The sequence below is a fragment of the Octadecabacter temperatus genome, assembly GCF_001187845.1.
GTDB classification, from domain to species: domain Bacteria; phylum Pseudomonadota; class Alphaproteobacteria; order Rhodobacterales; family Rhodobacteraceae; genus Octadecabacter; species Octadecabacter temperatus.
On record NZ_CP012160.1, the window covers coordinates 1781637 to 1801686 of the forward strand.

Sequence of the window (20050 nt, forward strand, 5' to 3'; positions counted from 1 at the left end):
AGGATCAGGCCACCCGCGCTGCAAATCTGGATTCGATCGCGCTTTCGGCCAGCACCCGTTCGCGGGCGACGCGGCTGTCAAAGAACGTCAGTACCAACGATGTCGGCATCGCAACAGCCAGACCTGCCGCAGTGGTCAGCAACGCCACCCAGATACCACCAGCCAACAACGACGGATCAACCGAATTGCCCGCCTGCTGCAACGCTTGGAAGGCATCAATCATCCCCAACACGGTCCCAAACAGACCCAGAAGTGGAGCAATCTGCGCGATGCTATCCAAAACGCGAAAACCGGATTCGAGCTTTGCAATATGGGCGCTGGCTTTTGCTTCGATGCGCGTCTTTGGGCCATTTACCTGTCGGCTTTGCAACGCGTTTGACAGCGAATTCCGGCTTTTGGCCAATTCGGTTTCGGCCATGTCTTGATTGCCGGCATCCCACTCGGTGATGGCATTGGTGATCTGGGCGTTGCGTCCTACGCCCAGTCGATAGAACTGCCAGACCTTCCAAAGTATTACGCCCAAGGACAACACCGACAGTGCCAACATCAAAATTACAACGGGTCCACCCAGGTCGTAAATGGATTGCAGTTGCGCCTGTATCTTATTAAAAACGTTCACCCCAAAATCTCCACATCAATCCGCGATGAATATGTCAGCGCATCTGCACAGCCTTCGGGCGCGCACTCTGCGACGCCATTGATCAGAACCTGTCCCAAATCGTCACATGCCAAAGCTGGCACATTGAATTGCCGCACACGAGGCGTGCCGCTTGGCAGATCGCGCATGTCAAACAGGGTCAGCCGATCAACGGCCCCTTCTGCGTTCAGCAGCACAGTTTCAAAAACCAAAGCGTCGACATCGGCCTCAAGGCCATTGGTCAACATAAACGTGAGCTGACAGGCCCCCTCCAGTTGCAAAGTGCTGTTCATCTCAACGCTGATCGAGGGAGACGCATCAGCGCCCCCCTCTTCAGCAAAGATCGGTAAAGGCTGCACCACGAGGAATGCGGTTGCCGTCACCAGACCTTTAACGGTGTGGTTTGTTTTCATCATTAAAACTCGAATGTTCGGGTTAAGCTAACTTCATAGGACCGGCCTTCGCCTGCATCCCCCGCCAGCGGGTTTTCATACTGGGTGTCCAGTACATTATTGACGCGGAAACCAACCTCGTACGCTTGGAGCGCGCCCGATTGCGGCTGCCAATCCACGAATAGGTCATGAACCGCATAGCCGTCATAATCATCCCCGACGCCGTAGCTGATGTCGTCATAGAAGGAACCGTGCCAACCGTATTCAAGGCCGCGTTGTTGGTCACGGCCACCAACAGTCAGGCTAAGATTACGGGCAGGGATCGACGACAATGTCTCGCCTGTGGCTTCATCTTCGCCGCGCACGTCAGAGTAAGCCGCCCGCACGAACATATTGTCCGCTTCATAGGCTGCTTCGACTTCCAGACCATAGATTTTCGCCGCATCAACATTCTCATAGTATGGCGTGCCTGCCGTGCTATCACGGGCGATCAGGTCATCGACTTCGGAATAAAAGAGCGTCGCTTTGACGTCCAAAGCATCCGCCGCTGTGAATACCCCGAAGTAGGATGCACTCGCTCCGAATTCTGCGCTGGTTGCCGTTTCGGACACCAGATCAGGGCTATATGTTTCACCATCACTGTCATCATATGAGAAAATCTCATCCAGTGTTGGGGCCCGTTGCGTGCGCGCGACGGAACCAAAGATCGCGTAGGTGTCGTTGATTTCATAATGCGCCGCGAGTTTCGGGGAAACGGCCACCTCTTCGAAATCTGCGAACGCCAGACCGTCCCCCGCCTCGAGCGAAATGAAGTCAGCACGGATACCGGGAACAACAGTCAAACGGTCGTTAAAGATAAACTCGCCCTGCGCGTAAACGCCGACTTTCGTGTCGGTGCCTTCGGGGTGGAACCCGATAACGCCCGAGGTGGTTTCCGCAACACGTTCCTGTTGGGACAATTGAACGCCCGCTGTCACATAGGCTTCGTAATTTCCACCGCTGAATTCAGCGGTGTTTTCGACCTTCAGGCTGGTTGTCTGGTAGGCATATTCAGAGTCCATGAAAAGGCTGGACGGACTAAACATACCCAGAGAGGAATCCGACTGAATGACGTTTGTGTCCGAATAGCTCAGCACCACATCAAGGTCATAAAGATTGTTCCCGAGGACAGAGTTTTCGTAACGAATAGCGAGTGTCTGATCCGTGATGTCACGGTCTACAGTCCCAAAGCCAAGCGTACCGGTTTGTGAGTATTCAGTATCGTCCAGATCGCTGTTCCAACGGGTGTAGGAAACGGTCAGGGCTTGGGCGTTGTCATCGCCAAAAGTCAGCCGCGATTTCACAAGGCCCGAGATGGCATCGAACTCAGAGCCTGCAATCTCATTGCCGTCACCATCTACGTAATTGCCTGCGGTGCGGTAGTTCAGCGCGAACAGGTTTTCCATGTTCTCGCCCGCGCGTTCCGCCACGATCACAGATGTCGCGATCTCGTCTGAATTGCTGCCGTAGCTCAAGCGGGTGCGGACGGCCGTATCGGTTGCCCCTAAAAAGTCGGAGGCATCTTTGGTTTCAAAGTTGATTACGCCGCCCAAGGCCCCCGCACCGTATAGCGTGGAAGACGCAGGCCCGCGCAGCACTTCGACCTGACGGTAAAGCGCCGGATCAGAAAAGAACGATCCGAGGCGATACTGCTCGTAGAACTTCGTCGCGCCATCAACGGTGATGATGATCCGCGATTCATCGGATGAAGTCAGTTCCCCGACCCCACGAATGTTAAAGGATTCACCCGCAACACGGCCAGACCCGATGGGCTGGACCCCAGGAACAAGGTCGAACAGCTCACCCACTGTGGTGGCTTGCGCACGGTCGATTTCATCTTCCGTTACGACGGTCACGGCTTGCGGCGTATCAATCGCGACACCGGATGTTCCCGTGCCCAGCACGATTCGTCCCAGTGGTGTTTCAACGGAATCTTGCGCTGTGGCAGATGTCGCAGTGAACAATGTTGCAGAGCTCAGCATCGTTGCGCCCAGCAAGGCGCGCTTTAAATTTGTCATCGTTTTCCCTCGGCCGAAATGGCGTCTTTTGCGTCCTAGCTGGCCGAGGTTTTTCGATGGCTTGCTGAGTTTTTGATTTTAGTCTCTTGCCGCTCCTAAATAACCTGATTAAAACAGTCAAGTAACGAAGCGTTAATAATTTCGCTTACAGCCAGCCATCTGTGCCAGCCCCCTTTGTTCCAAACAGAAAACCTAGAGGACTGACAAATGACGATGGCTTACCCGTCCCCCGAAGAGATTCGGGAATACCTGATCGACAATCCGAAAAAACGCGCCCGTGATGCGGCTGACGCGTTGAAGACGGGCGAAGCCGCGCTTTTGGCAGCCCAAGGTGCGACCCCCATCAATCCCGACCCGGACGCCGTTATGCCAGCATTGAATGCGGCAGGATCTGTCATGGCATTGACCCGAAATGAAAGCGCCGTTCACGAAAAAGACGGTGTCTATGAAAACTACCGAGGTGGGCCGCATGCTTCGATGGTCATCAATGAAGACATCGATTTGCGGATCTTCCGCAAGCACTGGGTACACGGGTTTGCACAAACAAAAGAAACCGAACGGGGTCCGCAGCGCTCGATTCAGTTTTTCGATGCCGCCGGTGATGCAGTCCACAAGGTGTTTGCGCGTGATGAAACAAACATCGATGCATGGGACACTATGGTGAACCAGCTGTCCAAAGGCGATCGGGTCGAAAAGCTCGACCTCGCAGAGCGTGCGCCTGCAGAAGCCGCAAAGGCGGACCCAAAACAAGCAGAAGAACTGCGCACGGCATGGACCAACATGACCGACACGCACCAGTTCATGGGGCTGACGTCTAAGTTAAAGATGAACCGTTTGGGGGCCTATCGCATTGCGGGCAAGCCTTTCGTCAAACCCTTGGCCCCGTGGGCGTTGAATGACGCGATTGTGGCCTTGGGAGACTCTGACACAGAAATCATGTTGTTCGTCGGCAATCGCGGCTGCATCCAGATCCACACAGGCCCGCTCAACACCATTAAGCCGATGGGTCCGTGGCAAAACGTGCTGGACCCTAAATTCAACCTGCACCTGCGTACAGATCACGTGGCCGAAGTTTGGGCCGTCGAAAAGCCGACCAAACGCGGCATGGCCGTGTCCATCGAAGGTTTTGACAAGGACGGCGCGTTGATCTTGCAAATGTTCGGTCGCCGTCGGGAAACGGACGTGGTGGATCACACAGGTGCTTTCAAACAATTGATCAAAAAACTCCCCCAACTTCACCTAGAGGACGCTTAAGCCATGAAAGCTCGCATACTTGCCAGTGCCCTTGCGTTCACGGCTCTTTCGACGACTGCCTTCGCAGATGAACGTGTCTTGTCAATCGGCGGTTCGATCACCGAAATCGTCTATGCCTTGGGCGAAGAAGACCGCCTCATCGCGCGCGATACAACCTCCAGCTTCCCTGCCGTGGTCGAAGAGCTGCCCGATGTGGGCTACATGCGCGCCTTGTCACCTGAAGGGGTCCTATCCGTCGATCCGACCCTGATCATCGCCGAAGCAGGCAGCGGCCCACTTGAAACGATCGAGGTTTTGGAAGGCGCTAACATCCCCTTCATCACAATACCGGACGGATTTGATCGGCCAGCCGTTGCAACCAAAATTCAGGCCGTTGCACAGGCCCTTGGCGTGCCCGAGAAAGGCGAAGAACTGGCCGCAGAAATCGATGCACAACTTGCCGCCTTGGAAACATCGGTCGACGCGCCTGCGCGTGTGATGTTCATCCTCTCCACCCAAGGAGGGCGGATCATGGCATCGGGCACGAACACCGCAGCGGACGGTATAATCGCACTGGCCGGAGGCACAAACGCGGTCACAGGGTTTGAAGGCTACAATCCTTTGACCGATGAAGCCGTTACACTGGCCGCCCCCGACGTGATCGTGATGATGGCACGTGAAGGCGACCACAACACCGCAGACGCAGATTTGTGGGCTCACCCCGCAATCTCGACGACACCAGCAGCACAAACGCAGTCCATCGTTCGCATGAACGGTCTGTTACTACTGGGCTTCGGGCCACGTACGCCTGAAGCGGCACAGGCTTTGCATTCAGCGCTTTACGATGAGGGTTAAGCCATGACCGCGATTGAAGCAGGGATACTTCCCGTCCCGCCCCAAGCAGGGGATCGCAGCGCACGCGCAATGATGGCGCTGGTTTTCTGCGCCGTTCTATTGCTGGTGATGGTTATCGCCAGCCTTACGGTCGGCGCATCGGGCACGTCCCTGCTTCAGGCTCTTTTTGCGTGGGCCTCGGGCGAACCAATCGGGCTGCGCGAAAAGGTAATCCTGTTTGATATTCGCGCACCTCGCACCCTTCTTGGGGCCTTGGTTGGCGCGTCTTTGGCGGTGTCTGGCGCGGTCATGCAGGGGTTGTTCCGCAACCCCCTCGCCGATCCGGGCCTGGTGGGCGTCAGCGCTGGCGCGGGCCTTGGCGCGATCATGGCGATTGTCCTTGGCGGCCTTCTTCCCCCTGCATTCGCTGCACTGACGGGGATGTATACAGTGCCAATCGCAGCGTTCCTCGGTGGCTGGCTCTCCACGATCCTGCTGTACCGCGTCGCAACCCGAAAAGGACGCACATCTGTCGCAGTGATGCTTTTGGCGGGGATCGCCTTGGGCGCACTGACGGGTGCGATTGCCGGTGTGATGGTCTACATTGCTGATGACAATCAGCTGCGCGACCTAACCTTTTGGGGCTTGGGATCACTAGCAGGTGCCACATGGACAAAACTGATGGTTGCAGGGCCGTTGATCATATTGGCCTTGGTCACGACCCCATTCCTTGCTCGCGGGCTGGATGCCCTCACCTTGGGGGAAGCCACCGCTGGGCATCTTGGCATTCCTGTTCAACGTATGAAAAACACCGCCATCCTGACCGTTGCGGGCGCGACGGGCGCGTCTGTCGCTGTATCGGGTGGCATCGGGTTTGTCGGCATCGTGGTGCCGCATCTTCTGCGCCTCTCGATCGGGCCGAGCCACCGTTACCTGTTGCCCACTTCCGCACTCCTTGGCGCTGCCTTCTTGCTTGGCGCTGACATGATCTCGCGCACGATCGTCGCACCGAGCGAACTGCCCATCGGAATTGTCACGGCCACCATTGGCGGGCCGTTCTTCCTTTATGTACTGCTGCGCAATCGCGGCATTCTGGATATGTAACTGATGCTCAACGCGACCAATATTGACCTTTCGATTGGCAAAACGCCGATCCTACATGGTGCCAACTTTAAGGCGCAGGCTGGGCAGCTTACCGCGATTGTTGGCCCCAACGGGTCCGGCAAAACGACACTTCTAAAGGCAATGACGGGCGACCTGCCCTATCTTGGTTCAGTGACATTGGACGGGACGGACGTGACAACCATTCCCGCGCCTGCCCTTGCCGCGCGCCGTGCCGTTCTGCCACAAGCCGCGGGCCTCGCGTTTCCGTTCACGGTTCTCGAGGTCGTGCGCCTTGGCCTGACAGCGGGCCTTGGTGCGCAAGACGGCACCCTACCCCAACGCGCCCTCGCCCATGTGGGGTTGGCGGGCTACGAGGGGCGGCTTTACCACGGCCTTTCGGGCGGTGAACAACAACGCTGCCAACTGGCGCGCGTTTTGGTGCAGGTTTGGGAACCAACACGAGATGGCCAAGCGTCCTGGCTGTTTTTGGATGAGCCGGTTTCGGCGCTTGATATCGGTCACCAGCTTGAGGTGATGACAATCGCGCGGCGCTTTGCGGATGCCGGTGGCGGGGTGATCGCCGTCATGCATGACCTGAACCTTACGTCCATGTTCGCCGATAGCATCTTGCTGATGAAAGACGGGCGCAATGTCGTTCAGGGAAACGCGCAAGCCGTTCTGTCGGATGACTACCTATCGCGCGCATACGGGTGTCGCGTACGCGTGAATGCAACTCCGTTCCACACCCAAGACGCGCCCTATGTCCTGCCCCATATGGCAGACCTGATTTAGACCATCACGATGGGCACGCCATCAATGTGCTGTATGTCCGCATCGGTCTGAAAAACGTCACGCAACAAAGCGGGCGTTACCGTTTGCGAAGGTGTGCCTTCTACAGCGATCTGGCCGGTTTTTAGGGCTACTAACCAATCGGCATAACGGCTGGCGTAATTGATGTCATGCAAGACGATGACGATGGTTTTGCCGTGGATATCCGACAATTCACGCAGCAGTGCCATCAACGACCGCGCGCCGGCGATATCAAGATTGTTCAACGGCTCATCCAGCAGCATGTATTCGGTATCTTGCGCAAAGGTCATGGAAATCTGCGCACGTTGCCTCTGCCCGCCCGAAAGCTCATCGACAGATCGCTGCGCCAAATCGGCCAAACCGAAGAGTGACAAAGCGTGCTCAACCGCTGCGTCATCCTCATCTGTGGGGCGCCCTTGGTGATAGGGGTAGCGTCCAAAGGATACCAAGTCCTGCACAGTCAGGCGGGGAACCTGATCGGGCATCTGCGGCAGGATCGAAAGATGCTTGGCCAGTTCCCGATTTGAACAGGCCCCGACAGCTAGATCCCCGACCATCACCGACCCGCTTTGCAGCTTTTCCAACCGCGCGACCAGCGACAACAGCGTTGATTTGCCTGCCCCGTTCGGCCCGATCAACGCCGAGATTTTGCCCTTTGGTAAGTCCAGCGAGATATCGGTCAGGATGGACGTTCCGGCAATCTGATAGGAAAGGTTGCGAATAGAAATCATCTGCGTTGCCCTTTTAGAAGGAGGATCAAGAATAGCGCGCCACCCAGCAAATCGATCACCACAGACAGCGGTGTCGACAGGTGGAACACTCTCTCCAAAACCGTTTGCCCGCCGATCAATGTGATTGCGGAAATTAGGCTCGCGCTGATGAATATGACGCCGTGGCGTTCCACCGGGGTCGCCAGCCGTGCGAGGCTCACAACCAGCAGCCCCAAGAACGCCACCGGCCCCACCAGCGCTGTTGACACGGCGACCAGTACAGCCGTCAGGATAAGCGCCTGCATCTGAACCCGCTGCAAATCCAGCCCAAGGTTTACCGCCGCCTCGCGCCCTAGGGTCAGCACATCCAACGCAAATCGCATGCGCCATGCAAGAACCACTGCGACGCCGCACACGACAGATGCAAGCAACAAAAGGTCGGTCTCGATCTGGGTGAACCGCGCGAAGGACGCGCCTTGGATCACAGAAAATTCGTTCGGGTCGATCAGCCGCTGCATGAAATCCGTGAGCGCGCGAAACAACGCCCCCAAAACGATCCCCGTCAGGATCATGCGCATCAGATTGTTATGGACTGACTGCAATAGCGTGGAAAACAGCAAAAGAGCAGCCAGTGTCATGGCACAGGCAGTCACGGCAAAGGCCAAATGGGCCGACACCAACGCGACAGTCATCCCCCCGAGGAAAAACACAGCCCCCGTCAGGATCATCACATAAAGCGCATCAAACCCCATGATCGATGGCGTAAGAATCCGGTTTTGGGAGACCGTTTGAAACAGCACCGTGGATGTTGAAATGGATACGCCCACAAGGATCAGCGCCGCAAGTTTCGTCCCGCGAAACGGGATCACAAAGCTGAGCGGGCCACGCACTCCGATGGTCATATAAGCGACGCAACACAGGCACAAAGCCACAGCCAACCAGATCAGCCGCCTACGCATATCGCGGCGTCCGATAGAGTAGCCGCAGGAAAATCACCGCACCCACGACGCCCAGCACCGTCCCCACCGGAACCTCAAACGGGAAACGGATCAAGCGCCCCGCGATATCAGACGCCAGCGTCAGCCCGGCCCCCATCATCGCCACCAGTGGCAGCGTCTGGCGCAGGTTATCACCAAACAGACGCGAAATGATGTTGGGCACGACAAGCCCAACGAACGGGATGATGCCCACGGTAACAACCGTGAGCGAAGAGATGAGCGAAATTGCCACCAACCCAACCAGCACGACCTGTTTGTAGTTCAACCCCAATGACGTCGTGACGGCCCGCCCCATGCCGACGATGGCAAATTGATCAGCGGCAAAATACGTCAACGCGGCTCCAGCCGCGGCCAACCAAAGCAGCTCATACCGGCCCCGCAACACGCCGGAAAACTCACCATTCAGCCAAACGGAAATGAATTGCAGAAGATCGGCTTGATAAGCGACAAACACGACGCCCGCCCCGATGATCCCGCCATAGACAAGCCCGACCAGCGGCACCAAGAGCGGCTGCGTGGGCGGCAAGCGGCGCACAATTTCCAGAAACCCGAGGCTAGCCACCAACGCCGTCCCTGAGGCCAGAACCATTTTCAGAAAGATCGAAGCCTGCGGGGCAAAAATTGTCACAATCAAGATCCCCAACGCCGCGCCCTGCCCTGTTCCGGCGGTCATCGGCTCAACGAACCTGTTGCGCACCAACATCTGCATCACGCAGCCCGCAATGGCCAATGTAGCGCCCGCAATCACGGCAGCGATGGTCCGGGGAAACCTGCTGATCCCGATCAAGCGCAACGCCTCTGGGTCGCGCCAAAGACCACGCAGGGAGAGATCAATCACCCCCACAAAGATCGAAAGAAAAGATAAGAGGGCGAGCGCAAGAACGCCCGCCCAATACCATCGGATCATCGCCAGTTAGTCCGCGAATTTGGTCGCAAACTGCGACACGATCTGTGTCATGGACTGCATGCCACCGTTCGCGATGTAAACATTGGCGCTGTTCAGATAGATCACCTTGTCGTTTGACCAAGCAGCTGTTTCGTGAACCAAAACGTTGTCCAAGGTCATAGCAGCTGCATCACCTTCTTGACCAATTGCGGCTGCACGGTCGATCACGATCAGCACATCCGGGTTGGCATCGCGGATGAACTCAAAGCTGATCGCCTCGCCGTGAGTCGCCTGTTCGACTGCTTCGACGGCTTCCGGAATTTCAAGCGCCGTGTGCAGCCAGCCAAAACGGCCATTGGCGCCATATGCCGAAACAGTCGGGCCGTTCGTCATCACGATCAATGCACTGCCTTCATCAGCCACAGCAGCCTTGGCCGCATCCAGAGCGTCTTCAAACGTCACCTGCAATGCTGCGGCTTCGTCTTGCTTGCCAAAGATCTCACCGTAGGCGTTCAAACGCGCAAGGCCCTGCCCAACGGTGTCTTCCCAGATAGTCATATCAATGGTTGATGCAACTTCGGAAAGCTCTGGCACAACACGTGACGAGCGACCGCCTGCGATCAGCAAATCATATCCGCCCGCAGCAATCGCCTCATAGTCGGGTTCAAACAATGTGCCAACGGGGTCCGCGCCTTCGGCCGTGTCGGAAACGTAGTCCACTGACAACGGCGACACGACGCCATCTACTTCAATGCCAAGCGCATCCAATGTGTCCAACGCAGCAATATCAAACACCGCAATCCGATCGGGCTGAACGGTGACTTCTGCCGCACCAATGTAGGTATCAATTTCAACCGTTTCTGCAAATGCAGGCATGGTCATTACGGTTAGGGAAAGTGCAAATGCACGAAACATATCAGTCATCCTTTTGTGTGAAGGCATGGCTGACCAAAACGGTTGGCTTTGCAGATTGCCCCGTGGATAGAACTGCATTTTTCTAATGTCCAGAGGGATTAGCCCCCTTGCGTTATATTTCCGACTAATTTAATCAGGTAATATACAGCCGGTCCTAGCCAACCTATTTGGAGAGCCCAGACCAGAACCACTCAGGAGAAACGTCATGGTCTGGCGAACACAGAAACCATCCAAAACACCAACGGCGAAACCGCTTTCGTTGGACAAGAATGAATTACTTGAAACCATGCTTGGCGAAGGGGCCGCGTCATTGGGCGTAGCCGAACTTGTTATGGACAGGCTCTTAGACGAAGGGCGTATACAATGACAGATGTCGCAGTTCCTACCGTTACCCATGAGCCCCGCCGCCCTAAAACATACGACGCACAAGAGTTGATGCCCGATGGGCGTCCCGCCTGCATCATATTGGGCGATCAATCCTATTTTCTGCGCATTACGCGTGCGGGAAAATTGATCCTCACCAAGTAACTTACCCCGCGATCAAAGACCTAGCATCAAGCGGCAATACGGCTGCTTGCCAAGCAAGGAAAACCGAATGCCGAAAACGCCTAGCCCTTGTGTTGATGTGTGTAAGTTCAAACGAGAAGGCCATTGCCTCGGGTGTTCGATGACCAAAGCACAGAAATCTTTGTTCAAAGAGCTAAAGAAGAACAAAAGCCGAGAAGCCTTTGTTGAAATGTTGATCCAACAACAGGATAGGCTGGGGAAATACAGTCATTGGACATCGAAATATAACAAGAAATGCGCAAAGAAAAAGGTCAAGCCAGTCGCCGTGGAAAAGGACTTGGCTTGACCCCGCTTGGGTGGCGACCGGGCTTGCTTGCTGCCGATAGGTGGCTGGCTGGCTCGGTGGCTTCCTTCGCACTTAAGCCGCGGGGACGCGGCTGTTAGCTGAGGTGGGCCCGCAAGAACCACGCGAATTTTTCGTGGGTTTGGCCACGTGCAATGCAAAGGTCTTCGGTCAACGTATCGCCGTGATCAGCCGCGATGGCCCCAGCACCAACCAGCGTCGCGGCCAATGTTTCTTGGGCGATCTGCATCGCTTTGATCATTTCTTTATCCGTGGCGTGGCCGTCATGTTCCTTGACCTTTGAACGCGCCAACATACCTGCAAGCGTGCCTTCAGCGTGGGCATCAAGTGCTTTGATCCGCTCTGCCAGATCATCCTGTGCGATGAAGTGATCTTCATACATTTTCTGGAACAGGTCATGAAGCGGGCCAAAGCCCATGCCTGTCACGTTCCAGTGGAAATTCTGCGCCAACATCGTCGCGACCGCCGTCTCGGCAACGGACTGGTTCAAGGCTTCGACAATTGCGGTTTTTGCGTCCGTAGACAGCGCGGTTGCGGTCTGTGTCATCTTTTTACTCCTGCGAATGAAAAGCTGGCTTGCGACAACGTCACTGGCTTGCTGACACTAAGAGTAGCGCCCGCATTTCGGATTGCAAGAGTTTTAGAATAGTTCTAATTCAGAGAGAAACAGTCAGCTATTCGCCTGATCAAAAAAGTGATCAATCTCCGGTTTTCATGGGCCACCCGGGACCGCAACAAAAACGCGAGACTTAGATCATCACCATCAGCACAGGCCGTTCCCACTTGAACCAACCATCGTTCATCAAATGTCATTTCCGCCGTACCAGGCGCCAACAGCCGCGCCGGTTGCCCGAGCGCCTGCCCCAGACAGCGCATCAACGCCTCTGAATGGGCCGCTTGGCAATCACTTCGGGACACCTGAAGCAAAGCGCAGGCTTGAAACAACTCCGTTTGGGGTTTTGTTCGACACTGCATGGCTGTGAAGCGAAGATGATTCAAAAACGCGCCCGCCCCTGTTTCTCGTAGCTGAGCAGAAACTTCTTCAACCACTTCAATCTGTTGGACTTGGGTCATGGGGCACTCTGTTTAGGTTGTTCATCGCAGAAAGTTCATACTTGACTATTATTATCGGAAATATCAAGCCCCACTAGAAAACCTCCCTTACTGGTTTTGAACGGCGGAGTTGAGCATGCCAGAAAACGTTGAAATTGGGCGGCATTCGTGGCGCACCTTTACCAACACTTATAGTCATCGGCTGAACTATGAGCACATAGACGACACCCACAAAGCAAACCTTCGTGGCCATTACAGCATCGCTCCGCTTCCTGCCTCATGGTTTTTTCCCATGCCAGTACCATTCAAGAAGCAGCCATCGGATAGACATGCGTCAATGTCCGCTCCGTCCCGCAGAGCTGCCATCCATGCGCGGCGCAGCGAGCGTCTGCTTTAGGAAGTTCGGCGTTCCAAAAACGACCCTTCTTGGAAGGATTCAACTCGAGAGTTATTTTGGGTTGAATGCGGCCAATGGCCATTTAATCCCGAGGAGCCGCCATCGCGTTTCCCGCTAAGTTCAGTTTTCACTCTGCGTTGCAGCTATCGTTTTACGCCGGAAAATCTCACATCGTTGAATATTCTTGAACCACTATTGCAATGCGTTGAGATGGGTTTTCAGTTTTCGCGATCCGTCAGCGATCTATCGACAGCTCAATCACGGAACACCTGCCCCCTTGCGTCGATAATTTCGAGCGCGAACTTAGTCTCCATCCAAGCACTTTTTTCGATGCAAGAAACAACTCCGAAACGCGTTTGGGCCAGTTGCATCACCATTCGCCGTACGTTACAAAGTGATACATCAAACTGCGGCATCATCCACGGCTACGTCGCGATCATATATATAATTTTCAACGACTTACAGTTTAATTGTAGATGGCTCCGTTCCCTACCGCCGGAGCCAAATCTTCCCTACACATCAATGAGCTACGTAACTTCGTTCGTTTGAATGCAGCGTAATTTCCGTTCCAGGAAGCACTAGCTGGTTGGTATTTTCATGATGGTTTGGGCGTTCACACGGCATTACTGCGCTTGTGCGCAAGGAGTGTCTAAACCCCGACGACTGTTACGAAACCCTCTTCAAGGCTAAGCCCCTCGCCCATTTTGCAAGTTGTTCTCGCGTGCCCGAGGTTCAATCCGACCGCGCGATAAGTAGCCACACCGAATTGAACTATTGATATGTCGCGAACGGTAAGTGACAGCAATGTTCTCTACATAATTGCGGCAGGTAGCCACGTAGACAAAAATGGAAAGAAAAGAACCAATAGGGCCGCAACCAAGATCAACAGAAAGTACGGGAATGACCCCTTGAAGATTTTACCTAGGGTGGCGGTTTCGTCTGGGACAGATCCCCGCACGGTGTAAACCAACAATCCGAACGGCGGTGACAACAACCCTGCCTCGATCACCAAGATGCCGAATATCGCGAAAGCCAACGGATCAACGCCCAGAATAACGCCCATCGGCGCGAAAATCGGAACCGTTAGAAGGATGATCGAAACGCTGTCGATCAACATCCCAAGCACCAGCCAGACCAACATCATCAATGCGATAATGGCCCATGGCTCAAGTCCTGCACCCAAGAACAGCCCTTGGATGAAATTCACAGCACCGCCAATTGCAAGCAGCCGTGAATACATCGACGCCGTGATCAGCAAAAACATGATCGGCGCGGTCGTGCGGCCAGCCTGAATGATCGCTTCAACAAAGTCCTTGAAGCTCATTCGCTTGATGATGCCAATAAGCAGCGCCCCAATCGCTCCAAATCCAGCGGCCTCGGTTGGGGTGAAAAACCCTGTCCAGATGCCGCCGATCACAAGAACGATCAGACCAATGATGCCAAAGCCACCGATCAATTCGGAACGGGATTCCGCGGGTGTCATTTCGACCAATTCACCGGAGAACGCCGGCGCGATCTCCGGCTGTCGGATCGCTGCAATCATAACATAGGCAATGAACAAAAGAGCCAATAGTATCCCCGGAATGACGCCCGCGATGAACAACGCGCCAACCGACATTTCCATCAATATCGCCCAAACGATCAGCAAAACAGACGGTGGAATCAACATTCCAAGACATGCAGACCCTGCCACAGCACCAAGTGCAAAGGTTTGCTTATAGCCAATTCGCATCATCTCGGGATAGGCGATACGCGAAAATGCCGCCGCCGAAGCGATGGAAACGCCCGTCACAGCTGCGAAGACGGTATTTCCCCCGATAGTCGCAATCGCCAAACGTCCCGGCAAACGTTTCAGGCCACGATCGCAAATCCGATACAGATCTGACGCCGCCCCCGACCTCGATATTAGATCCCCCATCAAGACAAACAGCGGAATAACGGCAAAAACATCTTTTCGGACCGCTTCATATGCGGTGTTGCCAAGGACCGAAACGGCGGCTTCAAATGATCCAAGTATCAAGAAAACGCCGAGCCCAGAGCAAAGCGCCAAGGCCACGCCAATATGCGTACCCAAAACAATGAGGAAAACCAGAAGGCCGAGCATCAAAAGAACAATGTCACCGCCCATGAGTTATATCTCCATCTGTTTTTTGCCGGTGGTCGGGGCGGATTCTTCGGATTCCAGTTGCCCAGTCCAATCGAAATAGATCATCGAAACATAGGCAAACATCGCAAATAGCGAGACCACCAAAACCGTTCCGCGCACGGGCCAAGTTGGGACGCGCAACGCCCCCTCTCCTTCATATTCCCCGATCCGGTAGGCATCCCAAAAAGATGGCCATGTGCTCCAAACCAACCCCAAGAAAAGGATGAGCCCAAGGAGCGACCCTACGGTGCGCAACAGACGGCGACCGAGCGGTGGTAAAGCATCCGAGAAGATGGACGTCCGCAGCATCGAGCCTGAATAAATCGCAAGAGGAATTTGTAGGAAGGTAATCGACACAACCGAGTTTTGGATCAGCTCCTTGGTGCCAAGAATGGGGTTGTTCAGAAATTCACGCCCAAAAACATCCGCAAGGATCAACAATGCGAGCGCCAAAACCCAAAAAGACGAAAATATGTGAATTGCTCGCGCCAGTTTTACAGCGGCTGTCATAACCCCTCCCAAAGCAGTGACCCGATTCCAACCACGCTAACAACAACCTCCGGCTGAACAATCAACATAATCGGATGGCGCTTATCAACAAATTTGAACACCGAACAAAGGGCAACCTGGTCTAAAATCTATGGGTCTTTTGGCGGCTATCGACATGAGCCAAAGGGTTTGATTGAGATTTCTGGGAGGAAATTATGATGAAAACGATGACAACAGCGATGACACTGATAGTATCAGCAGGGATGGTCTCAGCTGATGACTTTACATTCCGTATCGGCGCCGGGCACCCAAGTGCGCCCGCTGCTTATGTCTCTGATATGGAAAACTTTTTCGTGCCTGAAGTTATTAAGCGCGCAGAAGCTGCCGGTCATACCGTGACCTTTGTACAGGCTTATGGCGGATCAATTGCCGGCGTCGCCGAGACACTCGAATCCGTCCAGAACGGCGTGCTGGATATTGGCGGATATTGCATGTGCTTTGAGCCGGCAAAACTGTTCCTGCACAACTTTCCGTACTATGCGCCGTTCGGCCCACAGGACTCCAATGACGCGATTGCAGCGGCGCGCGCGACCTACGACGCGGTCCCTTGGCTGACAGAACAATTCGAAAACGAATACAGCCAAGTCCTGTTGGGGCTTCACGGGTGGGACAATTACCACCTTGGAACGACCGAACCTTGGGACACGATTGAAGACCTTCAAGGCGTTAAAATCGCAGGCGCAGGTCCGAACTTGCCCTGGATCGAGTTCGCTGGCGGCGTGCCCGTTCAGTCTACATTCCCTGAGGGATACTTGTCGCTCTCAACTGGCGTATACGACGGTTGGCTAATTTTGCCGTCCGCGTACTTTGGCTTCAAATACCACGAGCCATCGCCGCATTACAAACTCGTCGGCTTCGGCGCGGTTGGGATTAACGCCCTTACGATGAACCAGCGGAAATTTGACAGCCTTCCAGCTGACTTGCAGACGATCCTGATGGAAGTTGGTGCAGCATATGAAGCGCAAGCTGGTGAGAGCCTCAATGCGCGCCAAGCGTGGGGATTGAATGGCTTAACAGAGGCCGGCGCAACCATCACTGAGTTGTCGGCAGATACGCGGACCGCTTGGGCGCAAAGCCTCGTTGGTTTTCCAAACCAACAAGCCAAAGAAGCCGATGGTCGCGGAATGCCTGGGACCGAGGTTCTCAATGCGTACCTCTCAGCGATCAGTGATGCGGGGATTGAAATGCCCGTGGAATACGCAATCGACTGATACTTCCATAACATCTCTGAAGGGGCGGCTTTCGGGCCGCCCCTTCGCACCCAAATTCGCCCACGGCGACCACTGAGGTAATGACATGACGCCAGTACTTTGGGGCCGAAAGTCTTCGGTCAATGTTCAAAAGGTCATGTGGATGCTGGCCGAAATCGGGCGTGCCTACGAGCGGATCGACGCAGGTTTTACCTACGGCCAAGTGGGTACATCTACGTTTTCACAAATGAACCCAAACCGCCGTGTTCCCGTCTGGCAGGACGGCGACTTTTCGCTTTGGGAAAGCCACGCGATCCTACGTCATTTAGCGCGCTCTAACGGTCCGGTTGGCTATGACGCCGTCGCCGACCAGTGGATGGAGTTCGTTACATCGACACTTCAACCGCCGTTCATTTCGGTATTCTATCAGACGGTGCGGCTACCCAAAGAAACGCGCAACAAGGACATTTTGGAACAACAATCCGATATCTTGAACGCCGCGCTAGCCGTGATTGAGTCACGCCTTTCCACCGTTGATTGGCTAAACGGGACTGAGTTTTCGACAGCGGAAATTGCGATGGGACCAGTAATGCATCGCATCTTTGACATCGATTGGGACCGGAAAGATGTACCCGCAATCCAACGCTGGTTACACCGACTACGAGATCGCCCCGCGTTCCAAAACTGCGTGATGATAAGCTACGATGAACTTCGTGGTGATTTAAACGGGTTCACGGTAACGAGTTGAACCTAAGTCGTGTTCAATCAAGCGAAACTAACGGCCGCTACAGGCAATATTTAGGTACCAATGTCCCAGCATCAACGCGCCGGCCACTGAAGACGAGCGCGTCAAAAATCGAGACCAAGGTCCACAGTTGGCGAAGAATGGGTCAATGCGCCCGAGGAAATGTAATCCACACCCGTGGCAGAGATCGAGGCAATGCGGTTTCGCACAACGTTGCCACTCGCTTCGGTAGTCATGTGGCCATCAACCATGCTGACGGCCTTTCGCAGCGCGTCGTTATCCATGTTGTCAAACAAGACAACACTTGCACCGCCAACCTCCAAGACTTCTTCCAATTGATCTAACCTGTCGACTTCGATTTCAACGGCCATCATGTGGCTGGCGTTGGTTTTAACGGCTTCCAAAGCAGCCCTTACGCCGCCTGCGGCCGCGATGTGATTGTCCTTAATCATGATCGCGTCGCTCAAGCTGAATCGATGGTTTGAACCACCGCCATGAAGCACGGCGAGCTTTTCAACGATGCGCAATCCAGGTGTTGTTTTGCGCGTGCAGGTAACCTTTGTTTTGGTTCCTTTGGTTTCGGCTACAAAACCCGCAGTCATTGTCGCGATACCAGTTAGACGACCCGCAAAGTTCAACGCGACGCGTTCTGCAGACAGGATAGACCGCGCGCTGCCTTCAATCGTCATCAACGCATCACCAGCAGAGCATAAAGATCCGTCGGTTTTATGGGTGGTCACCGTAAGGGTCGGATCGACAAGTTTGAATGCGATTTGCGCGATCTGCATGCCAGAAACGATGGCGTCTTCACGCGCGTTGATTTGGGCTGTGTAGGTGACGTCTTGGGCGACGACCGTGCGGGTCGTGATGTCGCCGTAGCTGCCAAGGTCTTCGAGCAGGGCGTTGCGTACCATCGGTTCGAGGATCAGGTCTGGAACGGTTGCAAAGCTCATGCTGGTTCTCCGCAAATTTTGGTTCGGTATGCCATCGCATCAACGAGAGTAAGCTGCGTGGATTGCGCAAGATCAGCGCGGGTGTCGGGGAAATCAATCCGCTCATGGGCGCCGCGGCTTTCTTCGCGCAGCAAGGCCCCCGCTGCGATCAAGGTCGCAGTGGCGCACATGTTCAGGAACGACAGGCTATCACCGTGGTGCTGCTCAAGCCGTTCGATTGTGCGCAACGCCGTTTTAAGTCCTTTGGCGTCACGAACCACACCGACACAGTTGGTCATGGTCTGGCGCAATTCCTGAACCGCTTCGGCATCTGGTGGGGTCCCACCGCCGCCAAATGTAAGCGCGATCAAGGGGGCGTCTTTGACGGGCGCAAGTGTGCTTATGATCCCTTCAGCGCAAATACGCGCGTAAACCAAGGCCTCAAGCAACCCGTTGGAGGCAAGCCGGTTCGCACCGTGAAGCCCCGTTGATGAGGCCTCTCCGCACACCCAAAGCCCGTCCAAGCTCGCCTTGCCGTTAATATCCGTGGCAATGCCGCCCATGTGGTAATGCGCAGCTGCGGCAACGGGGATAGGATCGACTGCAGGATCAATGCCGTTGCGCAGACAGGCTTGGGTGACGGATGGAAACATCTCAGAAATTTCAGCGCCAATTGCCGTGGTCGTGTCGAGCATCGGTCGATTGCCAGCTTGTGTCTGTTCAAAGATCGCGCGCGCAACGATGTCACGCGGTGCCAGTTCGGCGTCTTCATGCACATCAAGCATGAAACGTTTGCCGTCCTTGTTGATCAAGATCGCGCCTTCGCCGCGCAACGCCTCAGTCGCAAGTGGCGCGGGGTCTTCGCCGACGTCCATCGCCGTCGGGTGAAACTGCACGAATTCAGGGTCCGCAATAACCGCCCCTGCGCGTGCGGCCATGCCGATGACCTGCCCGCGAATACGATGCGGATTTGTCGTTTGCGCATAAAGCCCACCCGAGCCCCCACCCGCTACAAGAATAGATGCGCCGCGTAACATGATCGAGGCAGACGGCGTATCATGGGCGGCTTGAACAGCAACACCAATGATCCGGTCATCCTCGACCTCAAGATCGACGGCCATTACACCCTCAAGTGCTTGGATGCTTGGCGTTTCACGTACGGTTTCGATCAATGCGGCCATGATTTCTGCGCCGGCCTGATCGCCTTTCACCCGTACCACCCGCGCGAAACTATGCGCAGCTTCGCGAGATAACACGTAGCCACCCTGATCCGTGCGATCAAAGGGCGTACCAAGTGCGGTAAGATCAAGGATGTGATCGCGCGCCTCTTGCGTAACCAGTTTCGCGACCTTTGGATCAACCGTGCCCGCACCTGCGCTAATCGTATCTTCAGCATGGTTTACGGGGCTGTCATCGGAATCCATCGCGGCAGCAACACCGCCTTGCGCCCAAGCCGAACTCGCGCCTTCGCCAAGTGTTTCCGGCGAAATCAGAACAACGGGGTGCGGCGCCAGCTTCAACGCCGCATATAGCGCACCAAGGCCCGCACCGATAATCACGATGCGATCTGTGTCGATGGTTTTCATCTGAA

The 20050-nt window shown here is 55.1% G+C and carries 21 protein-coding genes; 9 read left to right on the forward strand and 12 right to left on the reverse strand.

What is annotated here, in order from left to right:
- Positions 1-4: 4 nt before the first annotated feature.
- Genes OSB_RS08895 through OSB_RS08905 form a run of 3 tightly spaced genes read right to left on the reverse strand, consistent with a single transcriptional unit; the run spans position 5 to position 3086 of the window.
- Positions 5-619, reverse strand: a complete 615-nt coding sequence (locus tag OSB_RS08895; protein ID WP_049834656.1) for a MotA/TolQ/ExbB proton channel family protein — start codon at positions 617-619, stop codon at positions 5-7.
- Positions 616-1053, reverse strand: a complete 438-nt coding sequence (locus tag OSB_RS08900) for a hypothetical protein (protein ID WP_049834657.1) — start codon at positions 1051-1053, stop codon at positions 616-618. Before OSB_RS08900 ends, OSB_RS08895 begins: the two co-directional genes overlap by 4 nt.
- Entirely contained in the window at positions 1053-3086 is a 2034-nt protein-coding gene (locus OSB_RS08905; RefSeq protein ID WP_049834658.1) for a TonB-dependent receptor domain-containing protein, read from the reverse strand. The genes OSB_RS08900 and OSB_RS08905 overlap by 1 nt, the downstream gene beginning before the upstream one ends.
- Before the next feature lie 207 nt (positions 3087-3293).
- Between OSB_RS08905 and OSB_RS08910 the strand changes: the two genes are divergently transcribed.
- Genes OSB_RS08910 through OSB_RS08925 form a run of 4 tightly spaced genes read left to right on the forward strand, consistent with a single transcriptional unit; the run spans position 3294 to position 7049 of the window.
- Positions 3294-4340: a hemin-degrading factor gene (locus tag OSB_RS08910; protein WP_049834659.1), complete on the forward strand. Its 1047-nt coding sequence runs from the start codon at positions 3294-3296 to the stop codon at positions 4338-4340.
- Between the two features lie 3 nt (positions 4341-4343).
- A complete protein-coding gene (locus OSB_RS08915; protein ID WP_049834660.1) occupies positions 4344-5174 on the forward strand; it encodes a heme/hemin ABC transporter substrate-binding protein in 831 nt (276 codons plus the stop codon).
- Between the two features lie 3 nt (positions 5175-5177).
- On the forward strand, positions 5178-6257 hold the full coding sequence (locus OSB_RS08920; RefSeq protein ID WP_049834661.1) for a FecCD family ABC transporter permease: 1080 nt from the start codon (positions 5178-5180) through the stop codon (positions 6255-6257).
- Positions 6258-6260: 3 nt separating this feature from the next.
- A complete protein-coding gene (locus tag OSB_RS08925; RefSeq protein WP_049834662.1) occupies positions 6261-7049 on the forward strand; it encodes a heme ABC transporter ATP-binding protein in 789 nt (262 codons plus the stop codon).
- Here OSB_RS08925 and OSB_RS08930 read toward each other — a convergent pair.
- From OSB_RS08930 to OSB_RS08945, 4 genes are read right to left on the reverse strand one after another with little or no spacing between them, the layout of a single operon-like run.
- Entirely contained in the window at positions 7046-7798 is a 753-nt protein-coding gene (locus OSB_RS08930; RefSeq protein WP_049834663.1) for an iron ABC transporter ATP-binding protein, read from the reverse strand. The two genes, OSB_RS08925 and OSB_RS08930, sit on opposite strands and share 4 nt — an antisense overlap.
- On the reverse strand, positions 7795-8736 hold the full coding sequence (locus OSB_RS08935; protein ID WP_049834664.1) for an iron chelate uptake ABC transporter family permease subunit: 942 nt from the start codon (positions 8734-8736) through the stop codon (positions 7795-7797). The genes OSB_RS08930 and OSB_RS08935 overlap by 4 nt, the downstream gene beginning before the upstream one ends.
- Entirely contained in the window at positions 8729-9682 is a 954-nt protein-coding gene (locus OSB_RS08940; protein ID WP_049834665.1) for an ABC transporter permease, read from the reverse strand. The genes OSB_RS08935 and OSB_RS08940 overlap by 8 nt, the downstream gene beginning before the upstream one ends.
- 6 nt (positions 9683-9688) lie before the next feature.
- Positions 9689-10576 (reverse strand): siderophore ABC transporter substrate-binding protein, encoded by an 888-nt coding sequence (locus OSB_RS08945; protein WP_049834666.1) that lies wholly within the window; start codon positions 10574-10576, stop codon positions 9689-9691.
- A gap of 205 nt (positions 10577-10781) precedes the next feature.
- Here OSB_RS08945 and OSB_RS16690 point away from each other — a divergent pair, with 205 nt between their 5' ends.
- The 3 genes from OSB_RS16690 to OSB_RS08955 all read left to right on the forward strand — a co-directional run bounded on the left by OSB_RS16690 (position 10782) and on the right by OSB_RS08955 (position 11429).
- The gene (locus OSB_RS16690) at positions 10782-10943 is read left to right on the forward strand and encodes a hypothetical protein (protein WP_158454110.1); all 162 of its coding nucleotides are present in this window, start codon (positions 10782-10784) and stop codon (positions 10941-10943) included.
- Positions 10940-11104, forward strand: a complete 165-nt coding sequence (locus tag OSB_RS08950) for a hemin uptake protein HemP (protein WP_049834667.1) — start codon at positions 10940-10942, stop codon at positions 11102-11104. The genes OSB_RS16690 and OSB_RS08950 overlap by 4 nt, the downstream gene beginning before the upstream one ends.
- Before the next feature lie 67 nt (positions 11105-11171).
- Positions 11172-11429: a DUF1289 domain-containing protein gene (locus OSB_RS08955; protein WP_049834668.1), complete on the forward strand. Its 258-nt coding sequence runs from the start codon at positions 11172-11174 to the stop codon at positions 11427-11429.
- Between the two features lie 94 nt (positions 11430-11523).
- Here OSB_RS08955 and OSB_RS08960 read toward each other — a convergent pair whose 3' ends face one another.
- The 3 genes from OSB_RS08960 to OSB_RS08975 form a co-directional block, all read right to left on the reverse strand.
- Positions 11524-11994, reverse strand: a complete 471-nt coding sequence (locus tag OSB_RS08960) for a Dps family protein (RefSeq protein WP_049834669.1) — start codon at positions 11992-11994, stop codon at positions 11524-11526.
- A gap of 1714 nt (positions 11995-13708) precedes the next feature.
- Positions 13709-15025, reverse strand: a complete 1317-nt coding sequence (locus OSB_RS08970; RefSeq protein WP_049834671.1) for a TRAP transporter large permease — start codon at positions 15023-15025, stop codon at positions 13709-13711.
- A gap of 3 nt (positions 15026-15028) precedes the next feature.
- Positions 15029-15553, reverse strand: a complete 525-nt coding sequence (locus OSB_RS08975) for a TRAP transporter small permease (protein ID WP_049834672.1) — start codon at positions 15551-15553, stop codon at positions 15029-15031.
- Positions 15554-15750: 197 nt separating this feature from the next.
- Between OSB_RS08975 and OSB_RS08980 the strand changes: the two genes are divergently transcribed.
- Positions 15751-16803: a C4-dicarboxylate TRAP transporter substrate-binding protein gene (locus OSB_RS08980; protein WP_158454111.1), complete on the forward strand. Its 1053-nt coding sequence runs from the start codon at positions 15751-15753 to the stop codon at positions 16801-16803.
- Positions 16804-16888: 85 nt separating this feature from the next.
- Positions 16889-17530 (forward strand): glutathione S-transferase family protein, encoded by a 642-nt coding sequence (locus OSB_RS08985; RefSeq protein ID WP_074202213.1) that lies wholly within the window; start codon positions 16889-16891, stop codon positions 17528-17530.
- Positions 17531-17631: 101 nt separating this feature from the next.
- Here the strand turns inward: OSB_RS08985 and nadC are convergent, their stop codons facing one another.
- Complete coding sequence (gene nadC / locus OSB_RS08990) at positions 17632-18480, reverse strand: carboxylating nicotinate-nucleotide diphosphorylase (RefSeq protein ID WP_049834675.1); 849 nt, start codon at positions 18478-18480, stop codon at positions 17632-17634.
- Positions 18477-20045, reverse strand: a complete 1569-nt coding sequence (locus OSB_RS08995; protein WP_049834676.1) for an L-aspartate oxidase — start codon at positions 20043-20045, stop codon at positions 18477-18479. Before OSB_RS08995 ends, nadC begins: the two co-directional genes overlap by 4 nt.
- Between the last annotated feature and the right edge of the window lie 5 nt (positions 20046-20050).

Excerpts from the sequence above, each read along its gene's own strand:
- OSB_RS08900 (WP_049834657.1), bottom strand. The coding sequence starts at position 1,053 with ATGATGAAAACAAACCACACCGTTAAAGGTCTGGTGACGGCAACCGCA.
- OSB_RS08905 (WP_049834658.1), bottom strand. The coding sequence starts at position 3,086 with ATGACAAATTTAAAGCGCGCCTTGCTGGGCGCAACGATGCTGAGCTCT.
- OSB_RS08910 (WP_049834659.1), top strand. The coding sequence starts at position 3,294 with ATGACGATGGCTTACCCGTCCCCCGAAGAGATTCGGGAATACCTGATC.
- OSB_RS08915 (WP_049834660.1), top strand. The coding sequence starts at position 4,344 with ATGAAAGCTCGCATACTTGCCAGTGCCCTTGCGTTCACGGCTCTTTCG.
- OSB_RS08920 (WP_049834661.1), top strand. The coding sequence starts at position 5,178 with ATGACCGCGATTGAAGCAGGGATACTTCCCGTCCCGCCCCAAGCAGGG.
- OSB_RS08925 (WP_049834662.1), top strand. The coding sequence starts at position 6,261 with ATGCTCAACGCGACCAATATTGACCTTTCGATTGGCAAAACGCCGATC.
- OSB_RS08930 (WP_049834663.1), bottom strand. The coding sequence starts at position 7,798 with ATGATTTCTATTCGCAACCTTTCCTATCAGATTGCCGGAACGTCCATC.
- OSB_RS08935 (WP_049834664.1), bottom strand. The coding sequence starts at position 8,736 with ATGCGTAGGCGGCTGATCTGGTTGGCTGTGGCTTTGTGCCTGTGTTGC.
- OSB_RS08940 (WP_049834665.1), bottom strand. The coding sequence starts at position 9,682 with ATGATCCGATGGTATTGGGCGGGCGTTCTTGCGCTCGCCCTCTTATCT.
- OSB_RS08945 (WP_049834666.1), bottom strand. The coding sequence starts at position 10,576 with ATGTTTCGTGCATTTGCACTTTCCCTAACCGTAATGACCATGCCTGCA.
- OSB_RS16690 (WP_158454110.1), top strand. The coding sequence starts at position 10,782 with ATGGTCTGGCGAACACAGAAACCATCCAAAACACCAACGGCGAAACCG.
- OSB_RS08950 (WP_049834667.1), top strand. The coding sequence starts at position 10,940 with ATGACAGATGTCGCAGTTCCTACCGTTACCCATGAGCCCCGCCGCCCT.
- OSB_RS08955 (WP_049834668.1), top strand. The coding sequence starts at position 11,172 with ATGCCGAAAACGCCTAGCCCTTGTGTTGATGTGTGTAAGTTCAAACGA.
- OSB_RS08960 (WP_049834669.1), bottom strand. The coding sequence starts at position 11,994 with ATGACACAGACCGCAACCGCGCTGTCTACGGACGCAAAAACCGCAATT.
- OSB_RS08970 (WP_049834671.1), bottom strand. The coding sequence starts at position 15,025 with ATGGGCGGTGACATTGTTCTTTTGATGCTCGGCCTTCTGGTTTTCCTC.
- OSB_RS08975 (WP_049834672.1), bottom strand. The coding sequence starts at position 15,553 with ATGACAGCCGCTGTAAAACTGGCGCGAGCAATTCACATATTTTCGTCT.
- OSB_RS08980 (WP_158454111.1), top strand. The coding sequence starts at position 15,751 with ATGAAAACGATGACAACAGCGATGACACTGATAGTATCAGCAGGGATG.
- OSB_RS08985 (WP_074202213.1), top strand. The coding sequence starts at position 16,889 with ATGACGCCAGTACTTTGGGGCCGAAAGTCTTCGGTCAATGTTCAAAAG.
- nadC (WP_049834675.1), bottom strand. The coding sequence starts at position 18,480 with ATGAGCTTTGCAACCGTTCCAGACCTGATCCTCGAACCGATGGTACGC.
- OSB_RS08995 (WP_049834676.1), bottom strand. The coding sequence starts at position 20,045 with ATGAAAACCATCGACACAGATCGCATCGTGATTATCGGTGCGGGCCTT.